We start from the raw sequence: 18,487 nt of genomic DNA, 5'->3' as shown, positions 1-18,487 counted from the left end.
GTTAAACTAACTAATATTAGTTACCACGTTGTTGTGAAGTAGAAACTTCTGTACGACCTTTGTCGTTTTGGCTAACTGCGTAAGCGTTTACGTCGCCTTTATCAGCGTCGATGTTGAAAGTAACGCTTAGTTTAGTAGTAGCACCTTTAAGACCGAATAGAGTATCCATTGCTGGCTCAGAGATCTTAGTTACAGTGTTAGCAGCTAGTTTAGCACCAAGGTTCATTGGGCCGTACTCTTTACCGTTGTTATCGATAGCAGTAACGATAACATCTACTTCTTTATCCGTTTCGTTAGCGAAGTGGATGAAAGTATCAGTGTTAGGAGCATTTACTGGAACGTAAGGAACGTTGATGATAGTTGCGTCAACAGCCCACTCACCAGCAGCTACTTTAGAGTATAAAGAGTAACCGTCAGTACCAACAGTTGCGTTAGAAGCGCTAGTTACTGTAACAGAAGCTTCAACGTCACCAGTTACTGGGATTTGAACAGTGCTTGTAGAACCGTTTGTGAAATCAACAGTGTTAACGTAAGTTGCTTTAACTGGAGTTGCTGGAGTAGTCATTACATATGAATCTAAAACAGCGATAGGTGTAGTACCACCAGTAGCAGTAGGTAGAGATAGAGTACCTGCTGTACCAGCTGTGTTACCTGCTGCAGCAGTAGAAGCAGCACCTAAAGTAGTACCAGAAACAGTAGTAGTTACACCTTTGAAGTTACCAGCGAAGTTAATTTTCGCGTTAACGTTTTGAAGAGCTAGACCTAGAGACTCATCATTTGTGAAAGTGTACTTAAGAGCATCAGTTTTAACTGCAGAACCGTTTGTACCTACGAAGCTTGTTAGGTCGTCACGCATGATTAGGCCGTCAAGTTGAGTATCAACTTTGAAACCAAACTGAGTTACTTCAGAAGCAATCACACCAGTACCAGTTTCGATAACTGATTTGTCAGCTTTGTTAGAAACGTAGCTAAGAGTAGAAGCACCTTTAACTAGAACTTTAGCAACACCGTTAGTACCACCGTAGTTGTGGTTACCTAAAACAACGCGGAACGCTGAGTTAGCTGTAAGTGGGTTACCAAGGTTTACTTTGAAAGAGATTGAATCTGTTTCGCCTTTAGTTGCGTCGCCATTTGTAACTTTAACGTCGTCAAATGTGAAGCTACCAGTACCGTAGTCAAAACCTACATCGCCAGCATAAGCTGTACCTGATGCAACACCTTGAGTTACAGCGCCACCAGTGATAACACCAGCTGTGCTTGAAAGATCAACGTTTGAATCGAAGTTTAAAGTGATTACTGACGAAGACGGGTGGTCTTTATCAACAACGATGTCGAAAGTTAGAGTATCAGCAGTTGCTGCTACTTTTAATGCAACACCTTCTGCAGATAATTTTTTAGCGTCACTTGAGATAGTTGCCGCTTGTGCACCCATTGCACCTACTACAGCAGTAGCTAAAAGCGCTTTTTTGAATAGTTTCATTATTTCCATTCTCCTAGTTTCATGAAACTGATGTATTGTTAATGAAGGCAATACACCAAGATTTTTTATTGTTCTGGCTGGAGTTTTGCCAGATCAAGCTAAATTTAAGGGTTAACAATAAACTTGTCAAGTAATTAACCTTACATGCACACTTTATGAACAAGTAAAGTATTTTCACACATTTTAGTACAATATAGAAACTAAAATAGGCATTTATTATTAGCCAACCCTCTTAATTTAATTTGTTCGTTTGCATGCTGATGACTCAGTTTTTAAGCTTCTGAGTATCGTAACATGCAATACCAACATTTTTATGACAAAAGTTACTTAAGAAGTTTTAAGTAAACCCGTTAAAGCACGTACAGTTATAGTTTTATTACCGCTTTTTTGAATACGTAAGTTAACTTTCACTGAACATAGCTAAATTATCGTTTAACTGGTCATTTTTCAAGTAATTATTTGTTAAAAAAAACATTAAAACTTAAGATTTTCTAGACCTTTAATAAAGCTTTCTTTAACACGCTGCCAGTCTTCGGTGTTTTGTACTATTTTTGGCGTAACTAAAATCACTAATTCTGTTTTATCAGCTGAGCTACTATCCGTTCTAAATAGGTGCCCTAACACTGGAATAGTACCAAAAAATGGCACAGATGAAGCCCCGTTAGATTTAGTTTCGCTGATCAAACCACCTAGCATCACTGTCTGCCCATTACCGGCTACTACTTCCGTTTTTAATGTACGCTCAAAAAATGCTGGGGTGCTGCTTGAGCCATCTGTATCAGAAATATTTGAAATACTCTGATCAATAGTCATTATAACAGTACCTTGGGCATTAATAGTCGGCGTTACTGTTAAATTAACACCTGTTTGGCGATACTCAATTGTAGTTGTTTGTCTTCCAGTTCCATCCAGTGGATCATCAGTGGTACTTCCAATGGTAGGTATATCGTCACCTACATTGATATTGGCTGAAACGCCATCACGCACCAATAATGTAGGGCGAGACAATACATTTACTAATCCATCTGTTTGAGACAAGTTAAGACTTATATTACCCGGAAGCCCAACTACTGAGTAGCTAAACCCGCCTTTTCCTTCAGTATTGAAACTAATATTTTCATTACGTCCTGTAGATGGTCCATTTTGAATTGCATACTGAACCCCTTTAGAGAAGCTACCCGTTAATTTAACTTCAGCAATAACGACTTCCATCATGACCTGTTTAGGCATGATATCAAGCTGTCTAATAATAGGTTGCAGCTCTTGATAATATTGACCTGTAGAGTAAAAAATCAGTGCATTTGCTCTTTCATCAACCACTAGGCGCATGTTGTCGCCTTCAACTGTCTGTACTTCATTACCACTTTGTGATTGAGAATCAGTATTGCGCGTACTCGCTGAAGAAGTTCGTTCATTTGTAGTTTGTTTTGAACGATTACTTCCACCAGAAAGGCTACCACCAACAAGAGGAGCTAAACTTGCCCCTAAATCCGAGGCGCGCGCATATTTAGGATGATAGATGTAAAAGCTTTGTTCAGCACCAGCAGCAGGTTTATCAAGCTCTTTGCGCCAAAACGCTACGCGGTCAATAATTTCATCACTGCTAGCAAAAACCACCACTTTACCCAAGTGCTCTAAAGGAACAAACTTCACACTCGCTGCATATGGGCCACCATCAGCAACTGTAATTCCTTCTTCTTTGAGTATTTCGGTAACTTTTTTGATGAAAGTTTCCGAGCTCAAATAATCAAATCCAATAAGAGCTGTTGCTTTATTATAAATTGCAGGGCTATCTAAAAGAGAGACTAACGAAAGCGCTCTGAGTACTTGTTCTCTTTTGCCTTCAATCGTTAATAATGCTTGCGACGCATCATAGGTATTATTGGTATCGACAAGTTGGCTCATAATATTACGCAGACCAGGTTGCATACCATACTGAATTGGTACAAGTTGAACTATTTGACCTGATACATTTGGTACCGCTTCTTCATTACGACCAAACCCAAATGCCTTATCTATTCTAGTATTTGCGTTGTTAGTATGTAGATAAAAAATCCCGTCATTTTTAACAATACTGACATTGTTCTGTGACAAAATTTGCTGAACTAGTAAAAATAATTTTTTAGCGCTTAACTGTTCTTTTAAATCTAAAGTTACAGGTGTAGTGTTGCTTTTTACACTCGCTTCTAAAATATAGGATGTATCAAGCAATTCTCCGAATACATAATGAATAAAGTCATTAAGTGGCAATGCATTCACAGACACTTGAAACTGAGGGTTTTGAGAAAAAGACTTTGATAAATCGATTTCTAATGTTGTTGCCTGTCTTGAATCTGATAGTCGATTCAATCGCTCAGTTTTACCGTTTACCTGCTCTGCTTGCTCTAATTCAACAGCCTCTTCACGTTGTTCACCCTGCGGTAAATCAAGGTAAGATTCTGAAACAGTTACTTTTTCTGTTTCAACACTTGAATTTGGATCTACAAGCGATGCACAGCTTGTCGCCCCTAACACCAAGCAGGTTGAAAGGGTTAAATTGTAAAGTTTATTAGCCATTGTCACTACGTTCAAAAAGTTTAAATTTAATTGTGTCGCTACCTTTTTTGATGATTATCGCTGATGCGGTAACTTTCTCTAAGAAAATACCTTTAGTAAGCTCATCTCCAACTTGTAATTTAACCAAGTTATTTTCAGTATTTTTCAACAACACAAAAGGTTTCATTTTTTGCTTAAATATACCCAGTAGTTGGTACTTCTGCCCTTCTATTTCTAAAACAGGAAATGCTGTTTTTTTCTCCTGTGGTGCACTTACCTTTTCTTCTACTTTAGGTTTTTCAATTTCTTTTTTTAACCACTGTTTTTCTACTTCTAATTCAGGTTGTTTATTACGTAAATTAATTTTACCAACTTCTTTTAGTTCATTACCTTTCCCAGAAGCCACATCCTCAGGCATATCTAATGAATTTAAAAGAACAACAACTGTTAAAGCAGATAAAAACGCTATGAGCCACTTCATAATGCAACCTCATTTGCGTTTTGCCACATTATCAAAGTAAGAGCGACAACCATATAATTTTGTTTATCACCTGATACTTCTTTACCTGCATAGGAATAATCAGCAATTTTAACCATTGGCTCTAAACTTTCTAATTGTCTAGATACATTCAATACGCATTCCGGATTACCTCTAAATCTGGCTTCTAATGTCCAGCGTACTAATTGTTGTTCAATATTACTTTTACCCGCCCAACCTATTCGCTCAACATTGCAATTATTGGTTTGCAACAGTTTTTCTATTTTTCCTTGAGCTGTTAATTTGAACTCGGACTCTGTACTTGCAGTAAATAGATACGGCTGTAACTTCAACTTATTAATAGATAATAAACCACTTTGTTTTTCTATTTGCTTTTTATTAGCTATTAAATTTTCAACCTTAACTACTTTGGATTCATCCAAATAAACTTTTTGCTGCAACGTTTCAATATTTTTCCACATAGGATCCAATACAAAATTTGCAACAATCAAAGCCGACAAGACAAAAAGATAATTTTTATATTTTAAAAGGTTACTTTTCATTTTCACCCACTACCTTTAGCTCCATGATAAAGTAATCTCTCTTGCCTGATTTCCTGACGGGACCACTAAATTGGGCACTTTCAACCATTGGCAACTCACTTATGACCGCAAGAATACTTGAAGCTGAATCTGCAAAACCCCTGAGTGTAACATTCGATTTAGAACCAGAAAACTCTTGTATGTCCATTCCTTCTGAAATCGCTTTATATGCAATATCCCAATGGCTATGAACATTAGGGTAGAGTTCAAACTCTTGTAATACCTGTTCAACATATAGTTTATCTAGATCAATTTTTTGCTTTTGCTCCAGAAGCTCAGAGACCCCGCCTTGATAGCTTAATAGTGTTGTTTCTAGAGAGTTAGCTTTATACATATAAAAGGCATTTACTCCTGCAATGAATATCCCTGCAGAAATTAACGGCCCATAATAAAGACTATGTAAGAGCTTGTAATCTACGCTCGATTTAAAATCAAAAGCAGCAGTTTTATAAAGGCTTAAGAAAGGTGTATTCAAAATAGCTTCATTTAACAAAGATGCATAATCGTCCTGTGTAAGCGATACCTTAGCTACATCACTATGTACGCCAATACTTAAGCAGAACGATTCTAATGATGATACTAAACCTTGTTTGTATGCACTTTTCGTTTTACCTTCCACTTTACTATAAAATAGATTACCGGCAGGCGTCTGTGCTTCGATAACAACCTTTTGATCTTTATAGTAGTGATTAATTAATTCAGTCTCGGGGATGAGTATATGCTTAGAAAACTCATCGGTAAGCTTTTCTGAAAAAGTAATCGTCTTTACATCGTAGCCCTCTTGCTGTTCATTTTTAGAAAAGCTTTCAATTATAAGGCTATTCGAAGTCTCTTTTTGAAGCTTTAAAATGTCTTTCAACTCTTTTAAGCTTACTGAAGGGTAAGTCTGCCATTTTTCGTTATAATTACGGCGAGAGACTATGATTACTTTTTTACTTTTGTCAGTTACCTTGAATTCACTTGCTGCCAGTAAAAATAAATTTTCGTGGTAGTAAGCAATGCTATTGAGCAACCATTTTTTATTTTTAACGTTTTGAAGTAACTCACTCAACTTCATTTTGATTCCAGATAACATTAGTAATAACAATAGGGCGAGTTAAAGAACGCGTTCTTATTTTCGCCGTAAAGCTTTTTGACACTCGTTGATTAGATTTTTTTGCTGTTAGAGTAACTTTTACACTATCGCCAGGGAGAAAGTTAATAAACTCGTCAGGCTCAATGCCTGATTCCCTGTAAAAGGTATTACCATTTAATCCTGCATTATCGCGCAGTCCAACTAAATTAGCTACCGTTGTATCATTTTTAATAAATGCCTGCAAAATTGGCTCCGGAGCGTTTGCCGGGTTAAAGCCTGTGATATGTTCAACGGTAAAATACTCACTCCATTGCTGAGGGGTTAATATATCGCTATTTCTAATGTGACTAACTTCAGCCAATGATTGCAAGTAACCATTCCTAGGACCTGGCATATCTTGCGATTCATAATATGCCCTTTCAGCTCCATTCAATCTTTTAAGGTCATTTTCATCTTTCCAATCAGCTAGCGAATCAATAAATATATCACTCTCAGATGGCGAAACATTTAACTTCATCAGAACATCTTTAAGTAGTTGTAAATCTGCAACATTCAAGCTAATTAAGCCGTTTAAGTCTTGAAGTTGGACTGAAACCCCCTCTACTTCAAAAGGTTTATTATAAAAATTCCAGTTTTTGGCGATGTCAGATTCATTTGTTACGTTTTGAATCCGAAACTGACTTAATAGCGCATTAATAACTCGAGCCTCGGTATTTTCAATTTTTATACGCAAAGACAACGCTTCCTTAATTTCGAACGTTGTGGCGACCTGTTCTCTCGAGGACTTTATTATATATAACCCAAGGGTACTTAGGACAAGAGTAATTATCAGTACCTGCACCAGAGCAATACCTCTTTGGAACTGCATTATATTTCTAACCTTAAGTAATCGATCAGAACAGAGAAAGCTTCTTCTGGTAGAGCTACAGGAAAATGACTTCGCTCTCCCTCATGCCCTTCTATTTCGAGTGTTAAGCTAATTGGTAATATACGAATATCTTCCATAACATGTTTGGCATAAAGCTGTGGCTTAGTTTGACTATTTACATTATCTTCTTTGTAGTTTCTAGAAACCTCATCTAAGCCAGACCACCCATAATAAACAAAAGAGATTCTTTTTAAGTTCTCAAGCAACGTAACTTGATGTTCCCACTCAATAACATCAGATTGTTTCAACAGTAAGTTATTTCTCATTGAAGCCTCATTATATACGAGTGAATAAACTCCATCATTTTGTAGTATCTTAAATTCTACGACAGAAGCTTCATGGTTAAATAAAGGTGAAGTGCTTATAAATATGACTCTTTCTTTGTCACCTGAAAAATATTGTGCAGGCTCGTTTTTATCCGATTCAACAACGTATGTGCTTGCTGATTCAAAGACTCGAGTAATTGCATCGAATGCAAGTGCTTGTTGGCTTTGCTGCCAAAAGTAGTTGGTTCTTGTCTGCCATTTTTGAGTGTACAAACCATAGCCAAAATATCCTGCATATAACACTAGCATCAATACACTTGTAGCTAACAAAAGCTCGATTAATGTAAAGCCAGTTTGTTTACTTTGTATTCTCACCATGTTGCAACCTTAAAAGAGAACTCTCTTTCTCGGCCTGCACTTTTAGCAAGTATATCTACATTATAAATTGAGAAACGGTTTCGCTCTGAAAAATCAGATAACTCATCTGTCGGCGGGCTATTAAAAGTTTCTCGATTTGCTTGCCAAGAGTAATAAATACCAAATAACTCCAATTCACCATCTGCTTCTGGTATGTCGCGATTTTTTACTTTACTTCGCAGATCGAATTTTATAGCAGTGATAGCTGAAGGGGTGATTTGGAAGTACTTGGCATTTTTAACTGCAATATCAGTTGATAATGTAGCACTTTTAAAAATTTCACTCGCTAAAGCTAATGCTGTAAACAAAATAATCGCCGCGATTAATACTTCAAGCAGCGTAAACCCTTTATTTTTATTCATAAGGCTTGAACATTGTATTTATTGGAAATTCACGACTAGTTTCATTCCACTTTACAGTGAAGGAGTTCGGCATAATGGCTGATTTTGTGTTTATGGTATAACTTGACTTTTCAAACTCAAGTTCTTCAAATTCAAGATTCGTGACTTGATCGGCAATACTGATTTTGAACATGCTGCCATCAAGATCAACCTTTATAGGATAGCCGCCATAATATGCCTTATAACTCAGCATTTTGAAGTAATTTTGGGTTTTTTCAAGCTCAACTAAACGAGTCTGTTGAGCAACATTCTTAACAATAACACCGCCCGTCAACCCCATTAAAACAGCCATTATTGCCATAACGACCATTAGCTCAATGAGAGAGAATCCTTTGATTTTAAAAGGGGACATCATTAATTGATACCATACTCATCAACATAGTGATTACGATACCACCAACAAAACCACCCATAAAAATAAGCATTATAGGTTCTAGCATAGTGGTCAGCTTTTTAATAATTCCTTCCAATTCAGATTTACTACGCTGAGCAACTTCTGAAAAAACTCTTGGTAAACGCCCTGTTTCTTCGCCAACTTTGATTATCGATAGAAAAAAGTCTGGAAATATGCGTGTTTTTTCTAACACATGACTCAACTGTTTACCGGTTTTTAGCTGCTTAAGTGCTAGTTTGGCATCTCGTTTTAATTCTGGATGTTTTAAAGTGTTGGCTGTCAACTCCAGTGTTGTATCTAGCTGTAAACCAGCTTCTAACATCATTGCCATTGATTGGGAAAAACGGATACGCTCAGCCGTTAAAATTACACTTCCGATACCTGGTAAATGCGATACTTTGACATAAAACCAGTTTTTCACTTCAGGTTGCTTTAAGCCATATGTCAAACCTGTAATTGCCGCAACAATCCCACTGATAATAATCACTTGATAATCCACAAAAAAATTACTGACATTAATAATCATTTGTGTGTACCAGGGAGCTTGGCTAAGGTCAGTAAAAATACCTGACATTTTGGGGACAATGAATGTAAGCACAAAATAAACCGCCATGATACAAACAAAGAATATAACGCTAGGATAAGTTAATGCGGTGCTTATTTGAGAACGCAAATCTTTTTGAAACTTTAAGTCGTTTGATAAGCGCTGTAAAACTTCTGGTAGATTTCCTGACGTTTCACCTATTTTAAGTAGGCTAATATACAAAGGACCAAACAGCTGCTCATGCTGTGAGAACGCTTCGCTTAACGAAGCACCTTTTTTTAAAGATGCAGAAATTTGGCTTAACAAACGTGTCAACGCAGGATGACCATTTGCTTTTTTAATAATATCAATTCCGCGATCTACGCGAATTCCACTTTCTAAAAGTAGAGCTAGCTCACTCGTAAAAAACTCGAGTTGATCAAGGGTTACTTTTTGCGAGAACAGACTGCTAATACTTTTTGTATTATCAATGGGCTTAATCGATAATGCATTGAGCCCTTCTGTTAAGAGCTTTTTTTGTGCATCTGCTTGGTTAGTTGCACTAACAACACCTTGATGACGCGTGCCTTGATTATCAATCGCTTTATATTCAAACTCCATTAGCCAGCTACTCGTAGAACTTCATCAATAGTGGTTACGCCAGTAATTACTTTATACAAACCATCTTGCATTAAATTACGTCGCTTTAGCTGTGCATTATGGGCTTGCGCACGAGATATAAATTGATCGTTTTTAGGTAATTGCTTAATTTCATCATCACAACGAAGATATTCATTTATAGCGATTCGGCCTTTGAACCCAGTATGATTGCAATGCTCACAGCCTACAGCCTGTTTAATATTTAGTTCACTAATTGCTGCGTTTTTAGCTACCTGCTCTAATGGATACTGAGAAAGCAATTCGCTAGTATCTTCTAAGGGCTCAGCACAGTGTTGGCATAAACGTCTAGCCAAACGTTGCGCGACAACAGAAACTAGAGCCGCATTTAGTAAAAATTCTTCGACACCTAAGTCAAGTAAACGCGTATAAGCACTTGCAGCATCATTTGTATGCACAGTACTGAATACTAAATGCCCAGTCAGTGCCGACTGCAAAGCGATACGTGCTGTTTCTGCATCACGTATCTCACCCACCATGATAATATCTGGATCTTGTCGTACTATAGAGCGCAAACCTGCGGCAAAGTTAAAACCGATATCGTTATTAACTTGTACTTGGTTAACCCCCTCTAACTGATATTCAACTGGGTCTTCTAATGTAATGATTTTTACGTCTGGACGATTAAGCTCATTCAAGAATGTATAAAGTGTTGTTGTTTTACCTGAGCCTGTAGGCCCAGTTAACAAGATTACACCTGTTGTTTTACGTAAGTCTTGCTGAATTAGACTTTGTGTATCATTGGAAAGCCCAAGAACAGACATATCATAACGAATCGAGTCTTTAAGCAGGAAACGCAAAACAATACTTTCACCATCGTTCAATGGCAAAGCAGAAACACGAATATCAAGCTCTTGATTGGCTATGCGTAGTTCTATTTTTCCATCCTGAGGTCGGCGCTTTTCAGCAATGTCCATTCCAGAAAGTATTTTAAGTCGAGTTGTGATAGGAAGCTGCATTTTTGGAGCTAACTTATCAACCTCATGTAAGACCCCATCAATTCGATATCTAACGCGAAATCGCCCTTGATGCGGCTCAAGATGCATATCAGAAGCACCTCTAGCTAATGCTTTAGTTATCAGTGAGTTTAAAAGGTTAACCGTAGGAGCTTCTGAAGCTAACTCTCTTAATCTTGCCTCCTCGTCACCTGTTAACTCATCTTCTTCAACACTATTCTCTGATGAACTTTGAATTTCATAAAAGAAAGTTTGAAGCTGAGCTTCTGTTGCAACCAAAATAATAACATCAACATTATGTTGCTGTATAAATTGTGCAAGTGACAAAGATAATGGATCTTTACATGCTATAGTCCATACCTCATTGGCCTCGAGTAAAACACAATCAAGCTCTTTTAACGCTCGAAGTATTTCGACATTGATGTCTTCAGGTAGTTGCCAATTTGGATAATCTTCAGCATTAAAAAGAGGGTAGCCTAATAACTTGCTGTAAAGTGGTGCTAAGTCCTCTTCTGTCAAGCAGCCCATATTAACTAAAATTTGTTCTAGCCTGCCATCATAGCGACTTTGATATGACTTAGCTTTATCTATATCAGCCGCAGATATTTTAAATTGTTCAGCAAGTAATTGGCTTAGCTCCATCATTTATGAACTACATCCTCGTTTTCACCTTCACCACCAGGTTGGCCGTCAAGTCCATAACTCATAATGCTGTAAGGAGAGCCATTTTCACCAGGCACCTTATAGATGTACTCTTTACCCCACGGGTCTAGAGGAATGTCTTTTGGCAAATATGGTCCATCCCAATTTGCTGAGTCACTTTTTCGTAATGCTTGAAGAGATGGAGGTACAGTCCCCATATCTAGACGGTATGTATCAATTGCTGTTTCAAACATTTGCATTTGAGCAATCGCGGTTTTAACTTTAGATGAACTTACCTTTGAAAATAATTTAGGAGCGACTAGTGAACCTAACAGCCCAAGTATGATAAGAACTATCATTAGTTCCATTAAACTGAAACCTTTATTTTTTTTCATGAGAACTCCTTAAATTTAACTTTTTCGAGTATATCAAGCGGGAAAAAAGCTGTCGATATAACGAATTAATATGTCTTAAACATGTTTTAGAATGTCTTTAGCTTGTTTTTTATCAGAGTAAGGTATCATTCCTGAATTGGATGGGTAACCTACAGCAATGAACATAACAACACGCTTATATTGTGGTAAGTTGAGTAAACTAGCGACAGCCTTATCTTGATTAATTAATTCAGGCCAGTTAATAGGACAACTGCTTAACCCTAAAGTTTCAAGTGCTAACATAAACTGCATTGATGCAAGCGAACTATCGATATATATAACATGACGGTCGCGTGAAAGTGGGTAATAAGATAAATCTCCAACTACAGCAATTAAATGCGGGATATTGTCTGCGAACCCTGCCGTGCCGCCAGGTAAATTAGCCAATTTGCTAAGCAAAGGTTGTTCTGTAATAGAGTAAAATTCGAAAGGCTGCCTATTGCACGCACTCGGTGCTTGAAGTGCTGCTGCTAATGCTTTTTCTATTTTTTCTATTTCGACATTTTGTGCTTCAAACCACCGGACCGACGTACGAAATTTTGTTAATGTTAAAAAATCCTCATAGCTAACTTTTTGAGGAGCTTTTTGCCGATAAAAAAATGGCTTTTTTGAGGTTAACTCTAAAGTTTGTAGCTGGCTGAATAGTAAATAACTCTCATCGATCACAGGGTGATTTTTATCCACAACAGAAAAGTATTCAGTTAAAACATCATTTGCCCACTGTAGCTCCGATAGCTCTACCTCTTGGGCATTTAATGCGACACGATAAGCACTTACTGTTTCAGTTATATATTCAAGGGCAAAAACATTTCGTCTAGGTTGCATTATTAACCCTTTCTCTAAGCGATGAATATTTCTACGCAATAATGCACTTGATTTCCCATGCATGCCTTGCTGTTTTTTATACGCTAAACGCGCTTTCAGTATGGCTTGATGCTCATAGAAAAAGTCCCGTGAGAAAAAGGTAAAGTAAAGTCCAGATAAAATAGCTGATTTACTACATAAAGGTAATACAGCAGCTTGAAGTTGCTCTATTACCTTTTTTAATAATTTGATTACCGTTGTTTTCATCAAATTCTAACTAATTACAGTGAGCTTATTGCTGCAACAGCTACACCCATTTGATACATAATTTGTGTTGCAGAACTCCATAGGGTCAAATTATCAATGTAATCCGTATCGAGTGGAACAACAATTGTGTCGCCTGGTGACAGCTGGAAGTCATTGTTAACTGCAAACCAAGAGCCTGCATCAGGAACTTCAATTAAACCGCTTGCTTTGATGATATAAATACGCTCTTCATCAGCGCGCTGTTTAAGACCACCACTTCGATTTAAATAATCATCAAGTGATAGCTCATCTTGAAATAGATGAGAACCTGAGAAATTAACCTCACCGACAACATTAATGCTATTACGCTTAGAAGGAACATATAAAACATCACTATCTTCTACTTCTAAACGGCGCTTTCCATTAACGATCGAAGGTAAGTCAATAACTAATCGGCCAACGGCTTTAACTTTAGCAAGATCTGTAAGTAAGCTATTCATATCTTGATATGATAAAGAAGCATCAGTTATTGAGCTGTTAAAACTCTTAGAGGCAATATCTCTTCTCAAGTCTTCAGATATTTTATTTAATTGCTGCTGCTGTTGTAAACGAATAGATTCTCGAGTAAAAATAGCACCTTCAGGGAATGAAAACTCAGTGAAGCCCCCTGCACGCTCAATAACACTAGATAGCGTTTCACCTTTAGCTATACTGTACACACCAGGGAACTTTACCTCACCAATAATGTTGATTTTTCGATCTTGCTGCCAATTCGGAATTGGATAGATATTGATCGTGTCTTTGCTCTTTAACTCATATTTACTGATTGAGCTTTTATCTTTTAAGCTGGATAAATCAACACCGATGTGCTCAAGTACAGAATTTTCTTTATAGCGCGTAATTTCTGCATTTTGAAGATACGCTGACTCTTTTAAGCCGCCAGCCGCAATAATTGCATCACCCACATTAGCATTTACAGGGCGAGGATAAACTCCTTCATAGAATACTTCGCCACGCACGCCAATAATTTGAAGTCCACCATCTTTTGTAGCTTGCTGATTCAACTTAGAAAGGATAGGCTTTAATAGCTTTTTACGGCTAAATACTGCGTATTCATCTTCTTTCAACTCTTCTTTGTTAGTCAACAGCTCAGTTATTGATAGCACTTCCTGCTTAGTTTCTTCAACTAAAGACTCTGCAAGCTCTCTATCCAAGGCTGTACCAAGATCAATAAACTCATAGAATTTGCGCTCTTCGTACTCATCCCAAAGCTTGATTTTTTCTTGTTGCTTTAACTGCTCTTGAGTTAACGCCATACCAGTAAGCGCATTTTCTTCATTTTCTAAAGATTGGAAGCGGCTAAATACAACCACAATATCTCGAGGTTTTAATTCTAGGTCTTCTTCTCCACTTATCGCTTTTAGAAGTGAAAATTGATGTACCTCTATATCACCACGAAGATTAATTTCTCGGACAATTAAAGAATAGTCATAATCAGCAATTGGCAATAAATCAGTTTTAAGTGAACCAAATAGCTGGCTCACTTTTTTTCCTTCATGCCAAGCATAATTGCCAGGATGAGCAACAGCACCAAGCAGGGTCACAGCGTTATCAAGCTCTTGGCTAGAAGATGGAACAAGAATTACATCACCATCATTTGGTTTATACGCATTTTTATTAGATAAGTTAAGTTGCAGAACTGTTCTCGAGCTATTACCGGTATAGCGCTCTACAACTGTTTTCTGCGGATATGCAGCGGCATTAAATCCGCCAGCCATAGCTATTAAATCTTGACTAGACTCATCTTTTTTAAGCTCAAAAATGGCAGGTCTACGTACCTCACCTTTAACGCTCACCTGCATACCAACAGGTGGAATAAACACAACATCACCCGGCTTTAAAATGACATCATTACTACTATCACCTTTTATCAACAGGTTATATAAGTCGAGAGTTGTTACTGTCTTTCCTGCACGCTTTAGTTGTATATTTCGAAGAGAACCAATCTCTGATACACCACCACTCACGAATAACGCATGGGTAATTGAAGCTAATGAAGGAACAGTATAAGCACCAGGCTTGTATGCCTCACCTAAAACCATAATACGGATTGAGCGTGTTTTGCCCATTGACACAAAGGCTTCAGTACCAATAACCTCTTGTTTAACTTTAGCTTTAATAAGTTCAACTACATCACTGTATTGCATACCACTAACTGTGACTGGCTTAAGTTTATTAATTGTTAAGCGGCCTTCACGGTCTATTACAACTTCTTCTGTAGAAGATTCTTTACCAAATAAGCTAACTGAGAAAGTATCACCTGGACCAACAATATAAGAATCAGGCACTAGAGCACTTTCTGACGGTGCAAACGTGGTTGGTTCACCAGAAAAAAGTTCATAACCGAATGGTTTAAGCTTATCTTCTTCAGGTTTAAACTTATCTTCTTCTGTAATTTCTTTGTTATCTTTATTATCGTCAAACATCCCTCGAGACAAAACAGTATCAGTATTTTCATTTTCTAACTGATTCGCGTTTTGACCTGTTGAATCCAACATACTAAGATCTAAGCCATATTTCTTAGCGAGCGCTTCTTGTTGCGACTTAGGTAGCTTTTTAAATTGTTCTATTTGTTGCTTAGTTGGAGTGACTGAATGAGCCTCAGTTATGAATATAAGCGAGATAAAAAGAGCGATTACAAGTCTAAAAAACTTCACAAAGTTTCCCTTCTAAGAAAATAAAGATAACCGCGGCATACTACATCATTTTATAAGCAAAAAAAATGGGTAAACAAGTTTACCCATTTATTATTAACTTAAAAATTAGAAACTATACACAAGCGTCAATGACGTTTCTGTATCTGTGTTTTCTTTATCATCGGCAACATCTGAGTTGTGGGTGATGTTATATGCCACTTTCATTTGCAGTGAGCCGTTGATTTTAGCAAGAATTGCAGACTCTGAACGTGTTTTGGTGTTGGTATCACCGTATTCAACTGATACTAACTGAGTAAAACGTGCACTGTCTGAAATTTGCCAGTTGTAATCAACTTTACCTAGTGCGATTACTTCACCTTCGCGCTCACCAGCAAGCGAATTACCGTTGTCATCAACTTCAGTGCTGTCATCGGGGTATTGGAAGTACTTATAACCCGGACCGACTTCAGCATTAAGCCACATGTCAGAGCGGTCGATTAAACGTAAACCATAACCCGCTGAGATAACTGACTCGTTGCGGTATGCACCAAAGTAATCAGATACGTGTGAGCCGTAGATGAATAAATGTGAGTGCTTTTCGTTTAACTTATAGTTACCTTGTGCAGAGATTGAGTACTTTTCGTTAGTACGTTGTGTTTCTTTAACACCTTGGTCGTTTTCGATCTCATCTTCTTTATAAAGACCGTCTAACTTGTACTCGTTATTCCAGTTTTCTAGGTTATGTAAAACCTTGATACCACCTTTTAGTGTGGTTGTTTCAGTGTTACCGCTTGTTACAATAGCACCTAACTCACTGGTTACATCCCAAGTTTTGGTTTCATCTGCTGCGAATGCGCTAGTTGCAGCTGAGGCTGCAACTAGAATTGATAAAGCTTTTAATTTCATTAAAAAATAACCTTTACTACTTTAAGTTCGACTTATTAGTCTTCTTTATGCAAATGAACATCCATTTGCGGGAATGGGATGGTGATGTTGGCATCATCTAATGCGATCTTAATGTTTTCCATTAGATCGAAATACGTTGGCCAGTAATCAGCTGAGTTAACCCATGGGCGAACGACAAAGTTTACGCTTGAATCTGCAAGCTCAGATACAGCTACTGTGTATGCTGGGTCTTTTAATAAGCGCTCTTCTTTATCTAACACTGATTTAAGAACCGCTTTTGCTTCTTTTAAGTCTGCATCGTAACCAACACCGATTACTAAATCGATACGACGAGTTGATTCACGAGAGAAATTGGTAATTGGGCTGCCCATAATTGATGAGTTAGGCATGATAATTACTTTGTTATCAGGTGTACGCAATTCTGTAGAGAAAATTTCGATTTTCTTAACTGTGCCAGCTTTACCGCCAGCTTCTACATAGTCACCTGATTTGAATGGGCGAAGTAAAATGATTAAAACACCTGATGCAAAGTTAGACAGTGAGCCTTGCAATGCTAAACCTACTGCTAGACCAGCCGCACCTAAGATAGCAATGAATGACGTTGTCTCAATACCTAATTGAGATAGTGCCATTAAGATTGTTGCAGCAAATACAATTGCATAGACAATGCTAGCAACAAATGAACCTACAGCTTTATCTACTTTCTTTTTATCAAATGCTTTTTCGGTTAAGCCTTCGCAGAATTTAGCGATGCGACCACCGATGAAGAAAATGATTAGCGCTAGAACCGCCTGAACGGCGTAATGTATGATTAAACCTGAATTCTCGTTGATCCAGTTCATTATTGTATCCATGTTCTCTCCTGAAGTTCATTTTTAGCATAACGCTGTACAAATTATATATGATCTTTGGTTAAAAAATCATTAAATTACGTGCAAAACTAAGAAATGAGTATTTGCCTAATTACAAAAAACGCAAGTCTAATCTGCAAAACTGAACGCCCGCTGACCAAGGTGACGATTCTGAATTTTCTGAGGTAAGTAAGTTTTTTCTACTTTTTTCAATTTAGGGCTTCACAAGCTAAACTTAATTATGTAATATGCGCGCCACACCAAACGAGGTGTATCTCAGTGGCGGCTGTAGCTCAGTTGGTAGAGCCCCGGATTGTGATTCCGGTTGTCGTGGGTTCAAGCCCCATCAGTCGCCCCACTTCTCCCCCTTAGTAAATCCCTATATTTTCTTAAATATTTTTTATTTTGAATTTCAAGATTTTTCTTTAACACCTGTTTTCAATTCAAAAAGCTGTCAGCTGTCAGTTTTGAGCCGAACTGTGTTGTTTGATCGCAATACACTCCCCCTTCAGATAGGTGTTGAATGGAAGACGCGCCAAGCAAGCGTGACGCCTACGTTTGATGAAGTCGTGAAATTTATTTCGAGCACAAGACCTTTTTCACAAAGAGAAGTGAATGAGAAAAGAATGAGGAAACCACAATATTACTTTCTCTTAAGCGAAGCGTCTCATAATCTCTTTGTGATAATTTGGTTTCTCTGTGTAGCGCGCAGCGCCTCTATGTACTCTGTGGTCCAATTAATTTACGCACAAAGAGAAATGAATGAGGAAGCCACAATATTACTTTCTCTTAAGCGAAGCGCCTCATAATCTCTTTGTGATCATTTGGTTTCTCTGTGAAGCGCGCAGCGCCTCTGTGTTCTCTGTGGTTCAATATTTCTTTTTCACAAAGAGAAGTGAATGAGAAAAGAATGAGGAAACCACAACAGTACTTTCTCTTAAGCGAAGCGTCTCATATTCTCTTTGTGAACATTTGGTTTCTCTGTGTAGCGCGAAGCGCCTCTGTGTTCTCTGTGGTTCAATATTTCTTTTGCACAAAGAGAAGTGAATGAGGAAACCACAATATTACTTTCTCTTAAGCGAAGCGCTCTCTTATCCTCTTTGTGATAATTTGATTTTCTCTGTGTAGCGCAGCGCCTCTGTGTACTCTGTGGTTCAATATTTCTTTTGCACAAA

At 37.7% G+C, this 18,487-nt stretch carries 16 protein-coding genes and 1 tRNA gene; 1 reads left to right on the top strand and 16 read right to left on the bottom strand.

Going from position 1 to position 18,487, the window contains the following annotated elements; translation table 11 throughout:
* Positions 1-16 precede the first annotated feature (16 nt).
* From E5N72_RS04120 to E5N72_RS04045, 16 genes are all read right to left on the bottom strand, one after another.
* Positions 17-1,480, bottom strand: a complete 1,464-nt coding sequence (locus E5N72_RS04120) for a hypothetical protein (protein ID WP_135923347.1) — start codon at positions 1,478-1,480, stop codon at positions 17-19.
* 474 nt (positions 1,481-1,954) lie between these two features.
* Positions 1,955-4,036, bottom strand: coding sequence for a secretin N-terminal domain-containing protein (locus E5N72_RS04115; RefSeq protein WP_135923346.1), 2,082 nt, complete (start codon positions 4,034-4,036; stop codon positions 1,955-1,957).
* Positions 4,029-4,496: a hypothetical protein gene (locus tag E5N72_RS04110; protein ID WP_135923345.1), complete on the bottom strand. Its 468-nt coding sequence runs from the start codon at positions 4,494-4,496 to the stop codon at positions 4,029-4,031. The genes E5N72_RS04115 and E5N72_RS04110 overlap by 8 nt, the downstream gene beginning before the upstream one ends.
* Positions 4,493-5,056 (bottom strand): hypothetical protein, encoded by a 564-nt coding sequence (locus E5N72_RS04105; RefSeq protein ID WP_135923344.1) that lies wholly within the window; start codon positions 5,054-5,056, stop codon positions 4,493-4,495. The genes E5N72_RS04110 and E5N72_RS04105 overlap by 4 nt, the downstream gene beginning before the upstream one ends.
* Positions 5,046-6,152, bottom strand: a complete 1,107-nt coding sequence (locus E5N72_RS04100; RefSeq protein ID WP_135923343.1) for a hypothetical protein — start codon at positions 6,150-6,152, stop codon at positions 5,046-5,048. The genes E5N72_RS04105 and E5N72_RS04100 overlap by 11 nt, the downstream gene beginning before the upstream one ends.
* Positions 6,139-7,038 (bottom strand): type II secretion system protein GspK, encoded by a 900-nt coding sequence (locus tag E5N72_RS04095; protein ID WP_135923342.1) that lies wholly within the window; start codon positions 7,036-7,038, stop codon positions 6,139-6,141. The genes E5N72_RS04100 and E5N72_RS04095 overlap by 14 nt, the downstream gene beginning before the upstream one ends.
* On the bottom strand, positions 7,038-7,742 hold the full coding sequence (locus E5N72_RS04090; RefSeq protein WP_135923341.1) for a prepilin-type N-terminal cleavage/methylation domain-containing protein: 705 nt from the start codon (positions 7,740-7,742) through the stop codon (positions 7,038-7,040). Before E5N72_RS04090 ends, E5N72_RS04095 begins: the two co-directional genes overlap by 1 nt.
* Complete coding sequence (locus E5N72_RS04085; RefSeq protein WP_135923340.1) at positions 7,736-8,143, bottom strand: prepilin-type N-terminal cleavage/methylation domain-containing protein; 408 nt, start codon at positions 8,141-8,143, stop codon at positions 7,736-7,738. The genes E5N72_RS04090 and E5N72_RS04085 overlap by 7 nt, the downstream gene beginning before the upstream one ends.
* Positions 8,136-8,537, bottom strand: coding sequence for a type II secretion system protein (locus E5N72_RS04080; protein ID WP_135923339.1), 402 nt, complete (start codon positions 8,535-8,537; stop codon positions 8,136-8,138). Before E5N72_RS04080 ends, E5N72_RS04085 begins: the two co-directional genes overlap by 8 nt.
* Complete coding sequence (locus E5N72_RS04075) at positions 8,521-9,720, bottom strand: type II secretion system F family protein (RefSeq protein ID WP_135923338.1); 1,200 nt, start codon at positions 9,718-9,720, stop codon at positions 8,521-8,523. The genes E5N72_RS04080 and E5N72_RS04075 overlap by 17 nt, the downstream gene beginning before the upstream one ends.
* Positions 9,720-11,375, bottom strand: a complete 1,656-nt coding sequence (locus E5N72_RS04070) for a GspE/PulE family protein (protein WP_135926223.1) — start codon at positions 11,373-11,375, stop codon at positions 9,720-9,722. Before E5N72_RS04070 ends, E5N72_RS04075 begins: the two co-directional genes overlap by 1 nt.
* Positions 11,375-11,770 carry a type II secretion system major pseudopilin GspG gene (gene gspG, locus E5N72_RS04065; protein ID WP_135923337.1) on the bottom strand — a complete coding sequence of 132 codons (396 nt, stop codon included), beginning with the start codon at positions 11,768-11,770 and terminating at the stop codon, positions 11,375-11,377. The genes E5N72_RS04070 and gspG overlap by 1 nt, the downstream gene beginning before the upstream one ends.
* A gap of 75 nt (positions 11,771-11,845) precedes the next feature.
* A complete protein-coding gene (locus tag E5N72_RS04060; RefSeq protein WP_240704491.1) occupies positions 11,846-12,880 on the bottom strand; it encodes a nitroreductase family protein in 1,035 nt (344 codons plus the stop codon).
* A 14-nt stretch (positions 12,881-12,894) separates the two neighbouring features.
* Positions 12,895-15,576, bottom strand: coding sequence for an SLBB domain-containing protein (locus E5N72_RS04055; RefSeq protein WP_135923336.1), 2,682 nt, complete (start codon positions 15,574-15,576; stop codon positions 12,895-12,897).
* A 105-nt stretch (positions 15,577-15,681) separates the two neighbouring features.
* Positions 15,682-16,461: a DUF481 domain-containing protein gene (locus E5N72_RS04050; RefSeq protein WP_135923335.1), complete on the bottom strand. Its 780-nt coding sequence runs from the start codon at positions 16,459-16,461 to the stop codon at positions 15,682-15,684.
* Between the two features lie 35 nt (positions 16,462-16,496).
* Complete coding sequence (locus E5N72_RS04045) at positions 16,497-17,315, bottom strand: mechanosensitive ion channel domain-containing protein (RefSeq protein WP_054563554.1); 819 nt, start codon at positions 17,313-17,315, stop codon at positions 16,497-16,499.
* 279 nt (positions 17,316-17,594) lie between these two features.
* Here E5N72_RS04045 and E5N72_RS04040 point away from each other — a divergent pair.
* Positions 17,595-17,670: transfer RNA gene (locus E5N72_RS04040), tRNA-His, on the top strand.
* The last annotated feature ends 817 nt before the right edge of the window (positions 17,671-18,487 follow it).

This window comes from Pseudoalteromonas sp. MEBiC 03607 (assembly GCF_004792295.1).
In the GTDB taxonomy this organism is placed as follows: Bacteria; Pseudomonadota; Gammaproteobacteria; order Enterobacterales; family Alteromonadaceae; genus Pseudoalteromonas; species Pseudoalteromonas lipolytica_C.
Note: the sequence above shows the minus strand (reverse complement) of the source record. Positions and strands in the feature narration are given on the sequence as shown.

Bases quoted from the DNA above. Each gene is read 5' to 3' on its own strand.
- gspG (WP_135923337.1), bottom strand. From the start codon at position 11,770: ATGAAAAAAAATAAAGGTTTCAGTTTAATGGAACTAATGATAGTTCTT.
- E5N72_RS04045 (WP_054563554.1), bottom strand. From the start codon at position 17,315: ATGGATACAATAATGAACTGGATCAACGAGAATTCAGGTTTAATCATA.
- E5N72_RS04070 (WP_135926223.1), bottom strand. From the start codon at position 11,375: ATGGAGCTAAGCCAATTACTTGCTGAACAATTTAAAATATCTGCGGCT.
- E5N72_RS04110 (WP_135923345.1), bottom strand. From the start codon at position 4,496: ATGAAGTGGCTCATAGCGTTTTTATCTGCTTTAACAGTTGTTGTTCTT.
- E5N72_RS04060 (WP_240704491.1), bottom strand. From the start codon at position 12,880: ATGAAAACAACGGTAATCAAATTATTAAAAAAGGTAATAGAGCAACTT.
- E5N72_RS04120 (WP_135923347.1), bottom strand. From the start codon at position 1,480: ATGAAACTATTCAAAAAAGCGCTTTTAGCTACTGCTGTAGTAGGTGCA.
- E5N72_RS04085 (WP_135923340.1), bottom strand. From the start codon at position 8,143: ATGAATAAAAATAAAGGGTTTACGCTGCTTGAAGTATTAATCGCGGCG.
- E5N72_RS04100 (WP_135923343.1), bottom strand. From the start codon at position 6,152: ATGAAGTTGAGTGAGTTACTTCAAAACGTTAAAAATAAAAAATGGTTG.
- E5N72_RS04095 (WP_135923342.1), bottom strand. From the start codon at position 7,038: ATGCAGTTCCAAAGAGGTATTGCTCTGGTGCAGGTACTGATAATTACT.
- E5N72_RS04075 (WP_135923338.1), bottom strand. From the start codon at position 9,720: ATGGAGTTTGAATATAAAGCGATTGATAATCAAGGCACGCGTCATCAA.
- E5N72_RS04105 (WP_135923344.1), bottom strand. From the start codon at position 5,056: ATGAAAAGTAACCTTTTAAAATATAAAAATTATCTTTTTGTCTTGTCG.
- E5N72_RS04090 (WP_135923341.1), bottom strand. From the start codon at position 7,742: ATGGTGAGAATACAAAGTAAACAAACTGGCTTTACATTAATCGAGCTT.
- E5N72_RS04080 (WP_135923339.1), bottom strand. From the start codon at position 8,537: ATGATGTCCCCTTTTAAAATCAAAGGATTCTCTCTCATTGAGCTAATG.
- E5N72_RS04115 (WP_135923346.1), bottom strand. From the start codon at position 4,036: ATGGCTAATAAACTTTACAATTTAACCCTTTCAACCTGCTTGGTGTTA.
- E5N72_RS04050 (WP_135923335.1), bottom strand. From the start codon at position 16,461: ATGAAATTAAAAGCTTTATCAATTCTAGTTGCAGCCTCAGCTGCAACT.